This is a genomic window from Streptomyces sp. NPDC053513, assembly GCF_044544765.1.
Lineage (GTDB): Bacteria > Actinomycetota > Actinomycetes > Streptomycetales > Streptomycetaceae > Streptomyces > Streptomyces litmocidini.
In genome coordinates this window covers 1-15,087 of the sequence record NZ_JBITXP010000047.1, presented here as the reverse complement: position 1 = coordinate 15,087, position 15,087 = coordinate 1, and the positions used below count along the sequence as shown (strand labels likewise).

The window sequence follows — 15,087 nt, the reverse complement described above, 5'->3', positions numbered from 1 at the left end:
GCTGATGATCGCTGCACGAGTCGTGTTCCCCACCACTCAACCATGATCAACCATCTGAGGCTCGACGTCTCACCTCTTACCGTGCACGAGCTTGTTAGGTACCTCCCCCAAGGCAGCATCCACGCCGATTCCGCGTGACGCCAACCCGTTTCCTCAGCCCGCGGCAGACCGCGCCCGCACCGAGCGGAAGATCCTTTACGGGACAGCCCTTAGAGGTCCTAACAAAGGCGTTGGACGTGTCGGTGAGTGATGAGGCAGGTGGCGAGGCCGAGGAAGGCTCCGTGGATGTCGTCGCGTCGTTCCCATCGGACGCGTAGGCGCCGGAAGCCGTGCAGCCAGGCGATGGTCCGCTCGACGACCCAGCGGTGGACGCCGAGGCCAGAGCCGTGCGGGACACCTCGGCGGGCGATGACCGGTTTGATGCCCTGGGCCCAGACGGAGCGGCGGTATTTGTCGTGGTCGTAACCGTGGTCGGCCAGCAGCGCGCCTGGTCGTCACCTGGGTCGGCCGACCAGACCGGCGACGGGCGCGATCTTCGCGAGCAGGGGCATCAGCTGGGTGACGTCGTTGAGGTTTCCGCCGGTCAGCGACACGGCGAGCGGGATGCCCTGCCCGTCGACGATCAGGTGGTGTTTGCTGCCCGGCCGTGCGCGGTCGGCCAGGCTGGGTCCGCTTTGGGGCCGCGTCGAGCGGCCCGGACGTGGCTGGCGTCGATCACCGCCCGCGACCAGTCGAGCTGCTTCGCCGAGCGCAGCTTCTTGAGCAGGACCAAGTGCGGCTGGTCCCACACGCCGGCCTCGTTCCAGGCAGCCAGTCGCCGCCGGCACGTCATGCCGGATCCGAAGCCGAGCTCCCGGGGCAGGTGCTCCCACTGGATGCCGGTGTGGAGCACGAACAGGATCCCGCACAGAGCCTGCCGGTCGGGTACCCGAGGCCGTCCCGCCGCCAGCTTCGGCGCCGGGACCGGCAACAACGGCTCGACCAGCGACCACAGTTCGTCCGAGATGATCCACGGACGGGAGTTCCTCTTCGCCACGAACGGAGCAACGAGCAACCGAGCCGACAGCCACATGATCAACGGCTTCTGTCAGGACCTCTAAAGAGCCAACGGTTGCTGTTAGCCAATCCCGTTCACCGGCGGCCGGCTCGTGCACGGCAACACCGACCACCCCCTCGACGCCTTCACCCGTCAGGCCGCCGCCGACTACATCCAACTCCGCCACTCACGCTGGCCACACACCCGCAACCCCCATCTGTTCCTCAGCTCGCAGACCGCGCACTCTCGCACGCCGGTCACCATCGGGTGGATGCAGCCCTTGCTCAAGGACCTTGTCGTCGGGGATCTTGGCGATGACGGTCGGTCATGCCCTCGACATCTCGGTCTCCAAGATCCCCGGCCTCGTCACCCTCGATCAGCTCTGCGTCTCCTCGGGACGTCCCAGAGCGGCCGCATCGGGTACGACGAGCAGCTTGCCGGTGGTACGCCGGGCCTCCAGATCGCTGTGGGCCCGGGCGGCCTCGGACAAGGCGTAGCGGCCCGTCACGGTGACCTCAAGCGCCTTGGAGCGCACCCACTCGAACACATCGGCGGCCCGTCGGAGGAGTTCGGAGCGATCGGCGATGAAGTCCCCGAGGCTGGGCCGGATCAGGGTCAGGGAACCTCCGTGGGCGAGCCGCATCGGATCGAACGGCGGCACGGCACCACTCGCCGCGCCGAAGAGCACGAGATGGCCGCGGGGTCGCAGGCTGGCGAGGCTCGCGTCGAAGGTGTGCGCGCCAACGCCGTCGAAGACGACCGGCAGTCCCTGACCGCCGTTGAGGCGCCTCACTTCGGCCGCGAGATCGTCGACCGCGGAGGAGAGGATCACCTCAGCGGCTCCGGCGCGCTTCGCCAGCTCGGCCTTCGCCGTGGTCGACGTCGTACCGATCACCCTGCCGCCGAGATGGGTGATGAGCTGGGTCAGAAGCAGCCCCATGCCACCGGCAGCCGCATGCACGAGCACCGTGTCGCCCCCCTGGACCGGGTAGGCGTCCTTGACGAGATAGTGCGCGGTCATGCCTTGGAGGAGCACGGCGGCGGCCGTCTCGAAGTCGATGTCGTCGGGCAGCGGCACCAGCCGGGAGGAGTCCACGACGGCCCGCTCGGCATACGTGCCGGGAACCTCCACCCAACCGACCCGGTCCCCGACGGCGACGTCAGCGACGTCGGGTCCGACTTCGACGACCGTGCCGGCGCCCTCAGCGCCCGGGGTGAAGGGCAGCGGAAGGCGGTACCGGCCTTCGCGGTGGTAGACGTCGAGGAAGTTGACCCCGGATGCGGCGACCTCCACGACCGCCTCGCCCGGACCCGGCCGCGGCTGGTCCACCTCGGCCTCCTGCAGCACCTCGGGACCGCCCACTTCGTACACCTGAATCGCTCGCATGACCCCTCCGATGATCGGCTCGCCCTCCACCAACCCCGTTGACGGCGATCCGATTCCCGGCAAGCAGACCAGCCCGCCGCCCCCGCTGAGAGCTGAGACGCCTGCTTCGCACCCGGGTCTGGGGCAGGAGACCGAGGCCGTCAAGGGTCGACGAAAGCCGACTGGCGATCGACCTACCTTCACCTGGGTGGGTGGCGTCATGCGGCTCTGGTCAGGCCTGGTTGTGGTGGCTGAGGCGTGTATGGCGGGTGCCTGACCCCGCGGTCGTCAGGTTGGATGGCACCGTGGCGAGACGACCCGAGACGAAGAAGAAGCGGCCCCCCTTCGGCATACCGAAGGAGATCACCCTGCTGACTGGGCAAGACGTGTGGCCCTACACGTTCATCGCCGACGACTCGGGGGGCGGATGCGGCAAGGTCCCGATGCCCGCCGACGCGGCCCCTGAGGAGGTACAGACGGCGATCGTCACACAGCTTGCGGACCTCACCCGCATATTCCACGGCGTCGAGATCGACGTTGAGTGGTCCTCCCTGACGCCGGACTCGTGGGTAGGCCACATCCGGCGTGTCACCGTGGAGAAGCCTGCTCCGCCTGGCGCGGTACCTGAAGTCGGCTGACCAAGGATCGGCTCACCGGGCACCGAAAACGTCATGCACTTCGACCCCGAATCAGTCGGAACCGAGCCGTACACATTCGAGGATCCCGGCTGGCAGGGCCAAGTTCGTGGTGCCAGCGCCTCAGAAATCGCGAACTCAGGCGCTTTCCCCGGCAGCTACATCGGCGACTCCACCCGCGCCGAGATCACCTACGCCCACCGCTCACGCGGAAGGCACCGTCGTCGAGACCGGCGCCTTCCGCCCCGACCTCGACCACCTCGAACCCCAGGTGCCGACCGCCCCCTACGCGCTGGCCGCGCTCATGGACAATGCCCCGGCGGCGACGGCAGCGGCCGCACCTTCCCCGACCTCTACGCCCGCTTCCTGGCCCAGGAGTCGACCGCGCACGCGAGCGACCTGTGGGCAGGGCCCGCACCGCGTACGACCACCTGCACGCCGACCTCGCCGAAGAGTAGCCGCGCTGCCGAAGCCGTCGTCTGACTACTGTCGTGAACGGACAGCAGTTCGAGACGCGTGCCGGAAGGGTGCGGCATTCCATCCAGGAAGCCGCACCCTTCTCGTACTACGCGAGCGTGACGTCGGTGGGGACCAGCGGTTGCAGCCGCCCGCCGCTTCGGCGCGCATTCCGCCCTACGCGCCGGAGCTACGTGAACAGGACCAGCGCGGAGCAGCTGACAGCGATGACCGTACCGGGGGCGGTCCGCCACGTGGCGGCCGGTCCTGGCCGTGCTCACCGACGACGCCCTCGACGACGCCACGCGCGAGCGGATCGTCGCCCGTGGCGCCGCACAGCTGGCCGCACGCCGTGCACCCGAGGGCCGGCAGGCGGCCCCCGACGCGGTGAGGGCGGTGGCGTTCGAGGAATTCGCGCTCCTCCTCGATGGTGACACCGCCCGCGCCGCCCTCCGTGTGTGGCTGAGCGCTTCAGTCGGCGGATGAGCGTGCTACTCGCCGGGGCTGAGCAGCGTAGGTGGCGGACGACTCGTCGCGGGCCGGCGCCGTTACGGGGCGCACGGAGGGAGCCGGGCCCTCGGTCGCGGGCCGCTTACCCGGCCGGAGGCCCGGCTTGTCGATGTCGAGCCGGGTGACGTGCTTGCTGCACCCGTCGTGCTCGTCGTCGATCACGCACTCGACTCCGGGTCTGATCCGTAAAGCGGATCTCTACGGCGCTGTGCGCGGACGCGGCGTACGTGCCTGACCGTCACCGCCGCCGGGAGACCGGCCAGGAGGAGGGACAGCCCCACCGGGAGCGCCCCCGCCCACCATGTGGGTGAGACGTACGCGGTGCCGGACGTACCGTCCACCAGCCACGCGCGGACCGGTTGCGCATCGATGTCGCCCTCGACGGGGACGTCGAACGACGCGCCGCCGTCGTCCGGGGTGAAGACGCCCGAGCAGGACGTCGACGTTCCCGCATTGGCCACGGTGTTGTCGTATGTCCGGCAGTCGGCTTCGGTCACGGTCCCGGGCTCGCCCCACAGCGCCGTCCGCAGCTCTCCGGTGAAGTTCGTCAGCACGACGTAGGCCAGAAGCAGCCCGACCAGGCAGGCCAGCGCCAGCCACGGCGCGGGTCCGACCTGCTCCGGTTGCCCGTCCAGAACGTCCCCACCCTCGCTCATCCCCACCCTCGGATCGTCGGCGGACCTCCATGGTGACCGATCCGAGGCGCCCTCGGAAGCCCTCCATGACGTGCTGGTGGGCTCGCGCGACCGTCGAGTCGACCGACACCAGCCAGTCGATGCCGCCGGCCGCGTCCTTCTCAGCCCGGACCGCCCGCTGCATCCGCGAGAACGTGGCTGTCGGGACGTTTCGGCAACACGGCGAGGTGCCGCGTCAGACGCCGCAGCCCCGGCCATGATCCGTCGGACAGAACCCAACCCTCAAGGTGGCCTGACCTCGGCGTGGGGGGGGCGGGGCCCCCCCCGCCGGGGGCCCCCCCCCCCCGCCCCCCCCCGGGGGGGGCGGCCGCCCCGCCCCCCCCCCCCCCCCCCCCCCCCCCCCCCCCGCCGGGGGGGCCCCCCCCCGGGCGGGCCCCCCCCGCCCCCCCCCCCCCCCCCCCCCCGACCGTCCGGCCCGCTCCTGAGAGGCGCTACGGCCCCGGAAGCCCGCCCAGCACCCTTGAACCGGACAGGGCCAGGGCGATGACCGGCGCTCAGCCGAGGAGTACGGCCAGCAGGCGTTGCACGGTCACCGCGGTGTCCGTGGCCGGTGCGGTGCTGCGGGTCATCAGCAGATGGTGGGTGGTGCCGACGAGTGCGAGCGCGATGGTGGCGGCGTCGCTGTCCGGCGGGATCCGGCCGTCGTGCTGTTCCGCCTGGAGGTAGGCGGTGACGGCGTGCTGGATCGCATCGAACGCCGGCGCGCCGGACTGGAAGCCCTCACGGGTGTGCGACGCGGCCGCGGGGCGGGTCATCGCCAGGCCCACCACCGCAGGCGGCAGGGAGTCCAGAAGGGTCCCGACGACCTCGTGGAGGTTCTCCGCGACCGTGGCCTGCCCCACTTTGGTGTGCAGGGCCTCGGCGTGGCGGGCGCTGCGCGCGAAGCGGTCCAGGACCAGCTCGGCGACGAACTCGTCCAGGCCGGAGAAGTGGGCGTGCAGGACGCCCTTGGCGCAGTCGGCCTCCGCGGTGACGGCACGGCTGGTCAGGGCCGCGGCGCCGTCGCGGGCCACCACCCGTTCCGCGGCCGCGAACAGCCGCTCGCGCAAGTCCGGAATCGCCACTCCACGAGGTGACACAACAGCCCCTTTCTCTCGGCCCGTTGCAAGTATGGGCGTTCGCCCATAATGTTTGGGCACTTGCCCATTCTAGGGCCGGGGCGCCCTGCCGCGCCCCGGCGGGAGGGAGTCCACCCATGAGGCACTTCGCCAACACCGCGCAGGCCGAGGCGTGGAACGGATACGAGGGCGCGCAGTGGGCCCGCGGCCAGGAGCGCTGGGACGCCGTCAACGACGGCTTCAACCAGCCCCTCCTGGACGCCGCGGCCATCTCCGAGACCGATGCCGTGCTGGACGTCGGCTGCGGAGCCGGCCGCACCACCCGCCTCGCCGCCCGGCGCGCCGCACGCGGCCGGGCGCTCGGCCTGGACTTGTCGGGACCGATGCTGGACAAGGCCCGGGAGAGCGCCGTACGCGAAGAGGTCGCGAACGTGGCCTTCGTACAGGGCGACGCCCAGGTCCACCCCTTGGACGCCGGGGCGTTCGACGCGGTCATCAGCCGGTACGGCATGACCTTCTTCACCGACCCGGTCGCAGCCTTCGCCAACCTCCACCGCGCACTGCGCCCCGGCGGCCGGCTGGCCTTCATCTGCGCGGCCGAGGCCGAGGCCAACGAGTGGCTCGCCGCGCTGGCCTCGCTCAAGGACATCCTGCCGCTCGGCGGGTTCGGGAAGGCCGACGGCCCCGGCATGTTCTCCCTGACAGATCCCGGCCGCATCCGCGACCTGCTCGCCGCCGGCGGCTTCGACGAGGTGGAAGCGCACAGGGTCGAGGCGGCGGGGAAATGGGGCACCGACGCGGCGGACGCCGCGGCGTTCCTGCTGGACTCCGGTCCCGGGCGTCACCTGCTCGATCAGGTGACCCCGTCCGAGCAGGATGCGGCGCGCCAGGCACTGACGGCCGCCCTGCGCCGCCACGAGGCGGACGGCGGGGTGTGGCTGCGCAGCAGTTCCTGGCTGGTCACCGCCGTGCGCGGCGGTCCAGCACACGGCTGAGCCGTACAACCCGCCACGCAACCCGTGAACCCGCACCCACGACAGCCCTTGTCGACGTCGAGCGTGCGGGTTCATGCTGTACAGCGTTCTGGAATGTGCGAACCCGCGAGCTCACCCGTGTGGCGCCGCGAAGTCGAACCGCTCCACCCCGACCGGCGAGCTCTGCACCGGCAGCTTTCACCGGGCGTGTCGCCGCACCGTGGACGCCCTCGCGGAGCCCGGGACCACCGTTGGTCCCCTCCGCGCTCCATGGCTTGATCCTGCTGGACCACGTCCTGGAACCGTACGAGCTCCGTATGGGACAGCCCGGCTCCGTCGCCGGTGACCAACTCCGTGCCCAGGCCCGCGCCCTCGGTGTGGACCGCGCCACGGAAGTGATCGTCCTCGCGGGCGCCGCGTACGCAGCCGTCGCCCGCCAGGTCTGGCCCACCGCCACTGCTCCACTGGAAGGAGCCGGAGGCATGGGCTACCGACTTCAGCGGCTCAAGGCCCGCCGTAAGGGCCGCTACGCCATGGCCGCCCGAACAACCACCGAACAACTCCCGGACAACCCTGACCCGGACACCGCTGAACAGCCTGGAGGCCCCATGACTGTCACCCTCACGCCCGTCCGCCCCATCACCCCGCTTACGGAGCTGGAGTCCACCGTGACCGGCGCTCCGGACGAGGAGGAGGGCGCCGTCACCGGCCCCCGCCCCATCTGCACCGGCCGGGAGCTCCAGGAGATCACCGTCATCACGGACGGGGAGGATGTCCCATACCGCACGGATCTCACCTTCTCCTGTCCCACCTGGCTCCCACGGCCGTGACCGAGCAGCAGCTCCCCACCCCGGAGGAGGAGCGGTGCCGCATCGCGAACATCCCGGCCCGGGCGTACGACGGCCGCTGCCTGGACGGGCTCCGCGAGGAACACGCCGCCTTCCACATCGCCGCCGCAGACGCCGTCCTGACCACCCGCCAGGCCCTCGGCCGCCCAAGTCCGCCTGCGCGACCGCTGCGGCCGCGCCTCCTGTTCGAGAGTCCTTGCGGAGTGAGACGGGTGAGCCCGGTCTTGTGAGTGGACGCATGTCGGGCAAGGTCACCTCCCAGCAGGCGCGACCTTCTCCTGCCGGCCCCGGCTTCTGTCGGGCCGGGGGAGGCGTGCGCGTTCATCGTGGTGTCGGAGGGACGGCGACGTGAGGGTTCGTACGGCGATGATGACGGCGGCAGTCGGTGTGGTGCTGGCCGGGACGGTGTCGGCAGGGCCGGCGCGGGCAGCGGACGTGCCGGTCTACCGGGGGCAGGGCGCGAGCGCCCGCATGCCGGGCTACCTGTGCCTCTACGATCACTGGGACTTCAACGCGATCGGCTCGGCGCCGATCCTGCGCGTCAACGGCGGCGTGGCGCACCTGGAGGGCTGCAACTTCAACGACCGGGCCGGCACCCCGTACAACCGAACCACCGACATCGTGCGCGTTTACCCGGACTGGGACTTCAAGGGCACGCCCATCACGCTCCTGCCGGGCGAGTCGATCAGCCTGAACAACGGCAACGCCGGCAACGACTCCGCCTCCTCCGTCCGCTGACTCCGACCTGCCCCGCATAGGCCGGGCCGCGCGGGCCGGCCCAAGGACATAGGGGAAACATCAAGATCCACCGGTAGGGCGCCGGGCTCCTCACCCCCCATGGGCCCATCCGGGGCAAGTGAACAGGTCAGGCGAACGCAAACCCTGCTCTCATCAGGGATCCGTCAAAGATCCCACCACCCGATGTCACAGGCGCCGTGCCGGGTGGACGCTGGACATGTGGGGGCCACCCCTCGGTCCTGCGAGGTGCGTCATGAAATTCTCGGCGTTCTCGGCCCGTGACACGTTCGCGGTCGTCGCCGGTCTCGTCGGACCGTTCCTGACGGCCCTCATCCTGCTGCCGCTCCGTGCGAGCGTCACCCACACGAACCTCGCGTTGCTGCTGGTCGTCGTGGTCGTGGCGGTGTCGGCGCTCGGCAACCGGCTCGCCGGCGCGCTCGCGGCCCTCTCGGCCGCCGCGTGGTTCGACTTCTTCCACACCGCGCCGTACCAGAGCTTTCACATCCAGGACCGCGCCGACGTCGAGACCGCCGTCCTGCTCCTCGCCGTCGGCCTGCTTGTCTCCCAGCTCGCCGTACGCGGGCGGACCCTGGGAAGTGCCGCGCTCGCGGACGCCTCCCACCTGGAGCGGCTGCACGGTGTCACGCGCCTGGCCAGGCTCAGCACGTCCGCCGACGAGGTCGTCCAGCGGGTACGACGGGAACTGGTCGACGTACTGGATCTCGAGGGATGCCGCTTCGCGCACGGAGAGAGCACGGGCGGAACGGCACGCCTTGAGCCCGACGGGAGCGTGACGGTGTCCGGCTGGATCTGGGATCTCGAGCGGCAGGGATGGCCGTACGAGGAGATCGAACTGCCCGCGGTCGTCCGCGGACGTTCCCAGGGCCGTTACGTGATGACCCCCGCGCCCGGGGCCGTGCCGCCGTCCTTGGAGGCGAGGCTGGTCGCCCTCGACCTGGCTGTCCAGGCAGCGGCCGCGCTCGACGACGCCCCGGCCGCCGCGGCCCGGAGACGGTGAACGCCGAGCGGGCCGTGTCCCGCCCGACGCACCACTCGCAAACCGGTCTTTCGAAGCCGTCGCACACGGTGACGGGGGAAACCCCGTCACCGTGTGGGCCGTGCGGGAGAGCGGACCCGTTCCGCGCCGAAGGACACGAAGCCGTAGGCGGGACGCCAAAAGCACGCCAGGCAGCGTAAGAGGGGGTGGTAACGAGAAGCGGTTCTGGCTCACACTCCGTGAAACCGTACCGATCCTTTGTGTCCAAGGCCGACAGCCCTGATGAACGGGTAGGCCGGCAGCTCGTCCAGAGGCCGGCGCGAGTCCCGTCCGGTGTGGTTTCACGAAAGTTGTGCCAGAACCGCTTCTCGTGAACGAATCCGCGCCGGGCCGTTTCGTTAGGATCTTGCGAGGCTTGTCATACTCCCCGAGTGGAGATGCAAGCCGAGGAAGCAGCGCGGCGTTGGCTGGCTGATCAGGGCGTCAGCCAGATGCGCGACGGGTGGGTGAGTGACGAGAGGCCGGACACGTTGCTCACCGCCAACCAGGTGGCGCACTCCTGGGCCGGCGACGTGTTCGCCGAAGACCTGGACGCCGCCGACCAGCTGCGGTTGGCCTTCGGACTGCTGGACCTCCTCGACGAGTACTGGGTCACGTGCGAGATCCGGTTCGCGAACGAGGGCGCGGAGGGCCCCCTGCCGGCCGACGTGCTGTGGGACGGCTACCGTGAGCGCCTGGAGGCGGACCGGGACGCCGAGGCCGTCACCTACTCGCTGTGGGTGGACTGGTTCGAGGATCACACCACGTCCGCGACGGCCTTCGCCGAGGTCCTCGGCAACGACATCGACTGGGTGGTGACCGAGGCGTCGGAAGCCTTGCTCCGCCGGGCCCGCCGGGTCCTGGAGTGCTCGGGCCCGGTCCGCTGGACGGTGAAGGAGCCGGCATACCGCACCGCCATGCGGCTGCCCGCCCTGCACACGGCCGTCTTCCGCGGCCTCCTGGCGAGCTTCCACGACGTCTACGGCGACCTGGAACCGGCCGCCGTACCGGCCCTCCTCGACCAGCTGGACCTCCCCGCGAACACCCGGCACCTTGCCGAACTACGCCGTGTGCTCGCCGCGGGGCACAAGAACCACTACCGCAGCCCTGGTGCCTGGGACGATGCGGTTCGCTCCTGCTCCTGAGTCGCCGGCCTGGCGGCCCGAAGAAAGATGCAGGCGACGTGGAGTCCGGCCAGGTGGACGGTTGCGGTCTTCTCGTAGCGGGTGGCCATGCCTCGCCACTGCTTCAGGCGGTTGATGCGGCGTTCGACGGTGTTGCGCTGCTTGTACGTCTCGAGGTCGAAGGCGGGTGGCCTGCCGCGCCGCAGCCGGTGGCCGCGTTGATCGACCGGAATGGGGATGACCGCCCGGATTCCGCGCTTGCGCAGGTGCTCGCGGATCGCGCGGGAGGAGTACGCCTTGCCTGCCAGGACCGTGTCCGGCCTGGTAAGGGGCCGTCCTCGCCGCCGGGGAGCGCGGAGGCGGGCCATGACGTGAGCGAAGGCGAGTGCGTCACCGGCCTGCCCGGCGGTGAGCACGAAGACCAGTGGTCGGCAGTGGGCATCGGAGGCGAGCTGGATCTTCGTGGTCAGCCCGCCGCGGGACCGGCCGATGGCATTGTCATCGGGCTCGCCGACCGGGCCCCTTTTTTGCGGGCCCCGGCCGCATGCTGGTGAGCGCACACGACAGCGGAGTCGACCGAGACGCCCGACCGAGGTCTTCCTCGGCGTCGGCCTGTGCGATGAGCGCGGTGAACACCCGCTCCCACGTGCCGTCGATGGCCACATCCGTAGCCGGTTACAGACGCCCCGCCAGTTGCCGTATTTCTCAGGGAGGTGAACCCACTGCGATCCGGTCTGGAACTTCCAGGCGATCGCGTCGATCACCTCACGGTGATCCCGCCACCGGCCACCCCGTCGCGGCATCCGCCCCAGGAGCAACGGCCCGATCCGCGCCCACTGCGCGTCAGTCAACGGCACGGCCAGACCAACGAGTCGACGACCGGGATGAAACGGCCGTACCGCCTCGCCTCATACGAGCTACCGCTCTGCCGCCCCAGGTCGGTAGTTCGGGTTCGCCTGGTAGCCCCCCGAGAGCCTGCCGCGAGCGTCTACTTGCCAAGCCGCGATGATGGCCTCAGGGGGCACAGCCCCGTTCGGATCATCGACCATGTTCCCGTCGATCTCGTATACCCAGCCCCCCGGATTTTCCTTGGCCTCGGCAACCAGCTCGGGCGGAGGTGTCCGCTGCCCACTGCGCTTCCTTCTGAAGATTCCCACGTCTCACGCCTCCCCAGTCTTGAGGGGCGATGTTACGGAGCTGCAGGACGAGCGAGAGCGACCATGAGTTCATGCCGCCTGGTCAGGTGAGTGCGGCTCGCGCCCGGTGCCTGCGGACGGCGTCGCGGTTGGCGCAGCGCTGGGAGCAGTAGCGCTGTCGTCCAGTGCGCGAGGTGTCGGCGAAGGCCGTGTTGCATTCAGTCGTCTCGCAGCGCCGCAGTCGGTGCATGCCGCGGCCCACGAGATGCAGTGCGGTGCCGACCGCGAACAGCGTGAACAGCACGGAGCCGAGCGGTTGTTGTGCGTCCCGGTAGTGCAGATGCCAGCCGGTGCCGGGGTGGGAGGTCAGCCGCGGGTAGGCGGCGGCCTCGGCCAGCATCCGGTTCAGCAGATCGGCGCGCTCCTGCTCCCCGGTGGCGTCGACGACCTTCTCCCAGGCGTCGAGTGCGGCCCGGGCACGGCCGAGATCGTCCGCTGTTACCGGGCTCTCCAGCATGAGCCCGGCCGCCTGACAGCGCTCTGTCAGCTCATCCACGCTCTCAGGCCGGTGGTTGGCCAGATCCGCGGCCAGGTTCACCGCATCCTCACCGTAAGGGTTGAGTCTCATAAGACCATTACAGCAGTGTGGTCGGCATGACACAACACACCGCCGGGCGCGCTGGCTCCCAGGCCCGCGACCCGTGGCGCTATCGCTGGATCGTGCTGGGCGTTGCCACCTTCACCCAGGCCGCGTCCGGCTTCTTCGTAGGCGGCGTCGGAGCGCTCGGCGTGCACCTTCAGGGCGCCCTGGACCTGAGCACGGCGCAGCTGGGTCTGCTGATCTCGGCGGCCCAGCTCGTGCCCCTGGCCGGGCTGCTGGTGGCCGGCGAGCTACTGGATCGATACAGCGAGCGCTGGGTTGTCGGGATCGGGGCCGGCGCGGTCGGGCTGGCTCTGAGCGCGGGTAGCCTGGCGCCGGGATATACGGCCCTGCTGGTCGCCCTGCTGGTGGTCGGCATGGGATACAGCACCGTCCAGCCGGGTGGGAGCAAGTCGGTGGCGTCCTGGTTCGACGGGTCACAGCGCGGCTTCGCCATGGGTATCCGGCAGGCCGGGCTGCCGCTGGGGGCGGCGCTCGCCTCGGCCGTACTCCCAGTCATCGCCGAGGAGTTCGGTTGGCGGGCGACACTGCTGACCGGCGGCTTCGTCGCGCTGCTCGGAGCGGGCCTCTTCATGGGCTGTTACCGTCGGCCGCCCACACCGCACACCCCGCAGGACAAGGAACCGTCGGACCAGCTCGCGGCACAGCTCCGCGCCCGGCTGCGCATGCTCCGTGAACCGTCCACGGTGAAGATCATGCTGTCGGGAACCAGCCTGATCTCCGTGCAGTACGGTGTGGGCGTCCTGACGGTGCTCCACCTCCACCAGACGTCATCCGTCGACGCCGGGACGGCGGCCCTGGTCCTGGTAGCCTCCCAGGTCGCGGGCGTCGCAGGCCGGATCTGCCTGGCGGCATGGAGCGACCAGATCAGGTCCGGGCGCTATGCCGTCGTGCTGGTCTGCATGGTCGCCGTGATCGCCGGTCTGGCCGTGCTGATGACACCGGCCGGGAGGTCACCGCTCGTCGCTTCCGGTGTCTTCGTCTGGCTCGGCTTCTTCGGCTTCGGCTGGTACGGCCCGTGGGTCGCCTACGTCACCGAAGCGGCCCCACCGAGCAAGACCGGCTTCGCCCTGGGGCTGGCCATGTCCGTCAACCAGATCGCCATCGTCACGGTTCCGCCCGTGCTCGGCCTCCTGGTCGACCTCACCGGCAGCTTCACCCCGGCCTGGGCACTGCTGTCCCTGCTGGCCGTCGTCGCCCTGGTGGTCACGGCCGAGGCGGAACTCCACATCCGCTGATACGTCTCAGAGCCAGTGATCATCGCCGTACGCCGCCAGGACCGGCATGAAGCACTGGCCGGTCTGCGCGTGGACGGCGACAAGACAGTGGTCAACGTAATGGCCGGCGTCGCCAACGACGACTTGCGCGGGACGCTCGCCACCGACGCCCCGCTGGTAAGGGCCATCCCCCTGCCCGCCGTACGCGCACGGCGCTCGGTCACGGTGACGTTCCCATCGCACCCGGCGGCCAACGTCCTCTTCGAGTACCTGGGCGGCGTCCTCCACGTCGCGGACGAGGCGGCCTTCGACGTCTTCTCTGCGCTGACCGGAACGCTGACCACCCACTGCACGTACCTCGCCACGCTCACGTCGTGGGCCTCTGGTCACGGCATCGCCGCCGACGACGCGGAACGCTATGTCCGCGGACTCTTCCAGGAAGTCGGTCGCGCTCTGAGCGACGAGACCCGCTCCCTGCACCAGCTCGCGGCCGACCACGAGACACCGAACGGAAACAACGAACGCATCCGCACCAGCTGGTCCGACACGGCCAACTCCGAAGCCCTCGAGAAGGCCCTCGATGACCTCCTCGCCGATCTGAAATAGTCCCGGCAAGGGGCTCGTGCCAGAGTTGGCGATCCGTCACCTGCGCGTGCAGCCGAGTTCGGAGATTGAGCAGCCCGCGCGATCCCGCTTCCTGGAGTCCCACAATGACTGTTTATGAGAGTCGGGCCAGGCGGTCGTGCTGCGCCATCCCGAAGAAACGGGACCAGGCCGCCGCCCGCTGGAAGAAGATCGTGCGTCTCGCCTTTCCCGGCAGGCGCTGACGGGCGAGTACCGAAACTAGCCAAGGTAGCGTCAGGCGGGCTGCGGGGCGCGCGTTGCCGGAGCAGCCGCGGCCTTGCGGGTCTCGCGCATTATCAGCAGGCCGTTGACCACCATCAGTGTCGCGGTCAGGCCGTGGACGCCAAGCGCGGTGGCCGCGGAGCCGTGGTGGGCCAGCACGTTGGCCATGTCCCCGTACGCAGCGAGGGCCTCCACCAGCATCGCCCAGCCCAGCGCCCGGCGGTGACCTGCCGCCAGCAGGACACCCAGTACCAGGGCCATGACGACGTCGCGGGTTCCCTTGACGATCAGGAAGCCGCCGCCGTCGCCGGACGGCCAGCTCGGCAGGCCGAAGCCCGGCGCCACCGTCTCCGGGCGCAGGATGAACTCCGACCCGAACCAGAGGATGAAGAGGATGAAGGCGACGGCCAGGACGGTGTTGATCTTCTTCAGCGACATTGTTCTTCTCCTTGTGGGTATCGGGCTCAGGTGAGGGCGGTGACCAGCAGGGTGAAGGCGGCGATGATGACGGCGACGCGGACGTAGTGGTAGCGGTCCCAGCGGTTCATCTGCTCCTTCCAGTCGGCGGGCCGGTTCTCGGGGGTCCAGGTCTCGCCCCGGTTGTTGATCGGGACGAGCAGCAGGACTGACATGATCACGCTCAGGATCAGCAGCGCGGCGGCGATGACGACGAGGCCGGCGCCGGGGCTGTGCCGTCCGGCGACGGCCCAGACCGCGCTCAGGACGAGTGAGCCGATGTACCAGAACGGCA

At 70.1% G+C, this 15,087-nt stretch carries 17 protein-coding genes and 1 pseudogene; 10 read left to right on the top strand and 8 right to left on the bottom strand.

The annotated features are described in order from the left end of the window. Positions 1 to 218 precede the first annotated feature (218 nt). Positions 219 to 1,036, bottom strand: a pseudogene (locus ACIGW4_RS37655) (IS5 family transposase). A gap of 376 nt (positions 1,037 to 1,412) precedes the next feature. After that, on the bottom strand, positions 1,413 to 2,423 hold the full coding sequence (locus ACIGW4_RS37650; RefSeq protein ID WP_399586172.1) for a quinone oxidoreductase family protein: 1,011 nt from the start codon (positions 2,421 to 2,423) through the stop codon (positions 1,413 to 1,415). A 284-nt stretch (positions 2,424 to 2,707) separates the two neighbouring features. Between ACIGW4_RS37650 and ACIGW4_RS37645 the strand changes: the two genes are divergently transcribed. Together ACIGW4_RS37645 and ACIGW4_RS37640 are read left to right on the top strand one after the other, a co-directional pair. Beyond that, entirely contained in the window at positions 2,708 to 3,040 is a 333-nt protein-coding gene (locus ACIGW4_RS37645; RefSeq protein WP_399586169.1) for a hypothetical protein, read from the top strand. A 726-nt stretch (positions 3,041 to 3,766) separates the two neighbouring features. Further along, on the top strand, positions 3,767 to 3,979 hold the full coding sequence (locus tag ACIGW4_RS37640; RefSeq protein ID WP_399586166.1) for a hypothetical protein: 213 nt from the start codon (positions 3,767 to 3,769) through the stop codon (positions 3,977 to 3,979). Positions 3,980 to 4,161: 182 nt separating this feature from the next. On the opposite strand, the gene ACIGW4_RS37635 is transcribed toward ACIGW4_RS37640, so the two are convergent. Continuing rightward, positions 4,162 to 4,665: a hypothetical protein gene (locus ACIGW4_RS37635; RefSeq protein ID WP_399586163.1), complete on the bottom strand. Its 504-nt coding sequence runs from the start codon at positions 4,663 to 4,665 to the stop codon at positions 4,162 to 4,164. Between the two features lie 527 nt (positions 4,666 to 5,192). Beyond that, positions 5,193 to 5,777 (bottom strand): TetR/AcrR family transcriptional regulator, encoded by a 585-nt coding sequence (locus ACIGW4_RS37630; protein ID WP_123457778.1) that lies wholly within the window; start codon positions 5,775 to 5,777, stop codon positions 5,193 to 5,195. Between the two features lie 116 nt (positions 5,778 to 5,893). Between ACIGW4_RS37630 and ACIGW4_RS37625 the strand changes: the two genes are divergently transcribed. From ACIGW4_RS37625 to ACIGW4_RS37600, 6 genes are all read left to right on the top strand, one after another. Further along, the gene (locus tag ACIGW4_RS37625) at positions 5,894 to 6,751 is read left to right on the top strand and encodes a class I SAM-dependent methyltransferase (protein ID WP_359591340.1); all 858 of its coding nucleotides are present in this window, start codon (positions 5,894 to 5,896) and stop codon (positions 6,749 to 6,751) included. Between the two features lie 254 nt (positions 6,752 to 7,005). Then, positions 7,006 to 7,560 (top strand): hypothetical protein, encoded by a 555-nt coding sequence (locus ACIGW4_RS37620; RefSeq protein ID WP_399586160.1) that lies wholly within the window; start codon positions 7,006 to 7,008, stop codon positions 7,558 to 7,560. After that, positions 7,557 to 7,808 carry a hypothetical protein gene (locus tag ACIGW4_RS37615; protein ID WP_399586158.1) on the top strand — a complete coding sequence of 84 codons (252 nt, stop codon included), beginning with the start codon at positions 7,557 to 7,559 and terminating at the stop codon, positions 7,806 to 7,808. Before ACIGW4_RS37620 ends, ACIGW4_RS37615 begins: the two co-directional genes overlap by 4 nt. Before the next feature lie 118 nt (positions 7,809 to 7,926). Beyond that, positions 7,927 to 8,316, top strand: a complete 390-nt coding sequence (locus ACIGW4_RS37610) for a peptidase inhibitor family I36 protein (protein WP_399586156.1) — start codon at positions 7,927 to 7,929, stop codon at positions 8,314 to 8,316. 253 nt (positions 8,317 to 8,569) lie between these two features. Then, complete coding sequence (locus tag ACIGW4_RS37605; RefSeq protein WP_399586154.1) at positions 8,570 to 9,334, top strand: DUF4118 domain-containing protein; 765 nt, start codon at positions 8,570 to 8,572, stop codon at positions 9,332 to 9,334. Positions 9,335 to 9,750: 416 nt separating this feature from the next. Next, the gene (locus ACIGW4_RS37600) at positions 9,751 to 10,497 is read left to right on the top strand and encodes a hypothetical protein (protein ID WP_399586171.1); all 747 of its coding nucleotides are present in this window, start codon (positions 9,751 to 9,753) and stop codon (positions 10,495 to 10,497) included. Here the strand turns inward: ACIGW4_RS37600 and ACIGW4_RS37595 are convergent. Beyond that, the gene (locus tag ACIGW4_RS37595; RefSeq protein WP_399586152.1) at positions 10,449 to 11,333 is read right to left on the bottom strand and encodes an IS5 family transposase; all 885 of its coding nucleotides are present in this window, start codon (positions 11,331 to 11,333) and stop codon (positions 10,449 to 10,451) included. The two genes, ACIGW4_RS37600 and ACIGW4_RS37595, sit on opposite strands and share 49 nt — an antisense overlap. Positions 11,334 to 11,715: 382 nt before the next feature. Then, positions 11,716 to 12,240 carry a CGNR zinc finger domain-containing protein gene (locus ACIGW4_RS37590; protein ID WP_398711874.1) on the bottom strand — a complete coding sequence of 175 codons (525 nt, stop codon included), beginning with the start codon at positions 12,238 to 12,240 and terminating at the stop codon, positions 11,716 to 11,718. Positions 12,241 to 12,266: 26 nt separating this feature from the next. Between ACIGW4_RS37590 and ACIGW4_RS37585 the strand changes: the two genes are divergently transcribed. Further along, positions 12,267 to 13,511, top strand: a complete 1,245-nt coding sequence (locus ACIGW4_RS37585; protein ID WP_398711873.1) for an MFS transporter — start codon at positions 12,267 to 12,269, stop codon at positions 13,509 to 13,511. Between the two features lie 15 nt (positions 13,512 to 13,526). Continuing rightward, positions 13,527 to 14,096, top strand: coding sequence for a pyrroline-5-carboxylate reductase (locus tag ACIGW4_RS37580; RefSeq protein WP_399586150.1), 570 nt, complete (start codon positions 13,527 to 13,529; stop codon positions 14,094 to 14,096). 252 nt (positions 14,097 to 14,348) lie between these two features. On the opposite strand, the gene ACIGW4_RS37575 is transcribed toward ACIGW4_RS37580, so the two are convergent. Together ACIGW4_RS37575 and ACIGW4_RS37570 are read right to left on the bottom strand one after the other, a co-directional pair. Continuing rightward, positions 14,349 to 14,774 carry a DUF4267 domain-containing protein gene (locus tag ACIGW4_RS37575; RefSeq protein ID WP_123457770.1) on the bottom strand — a complete coding sequence of 142 codons (426 nt, stop codon included), beginning with the start codon at positions 14,772 to 14,774 and terminating at the stop codon, positions 14,349 to 14,351. 26 nt (positions 14,775 to 14,800) lie between these two features. Beyond that, a partial coding sequence (locus ACIGW4_RS37570) for an anthrone oxygenase family protein (protein ID WP_399586147.1) occupies positions 14,801 to 15,087 on the bottom strand: 287 nt, incomplete at its 5' end.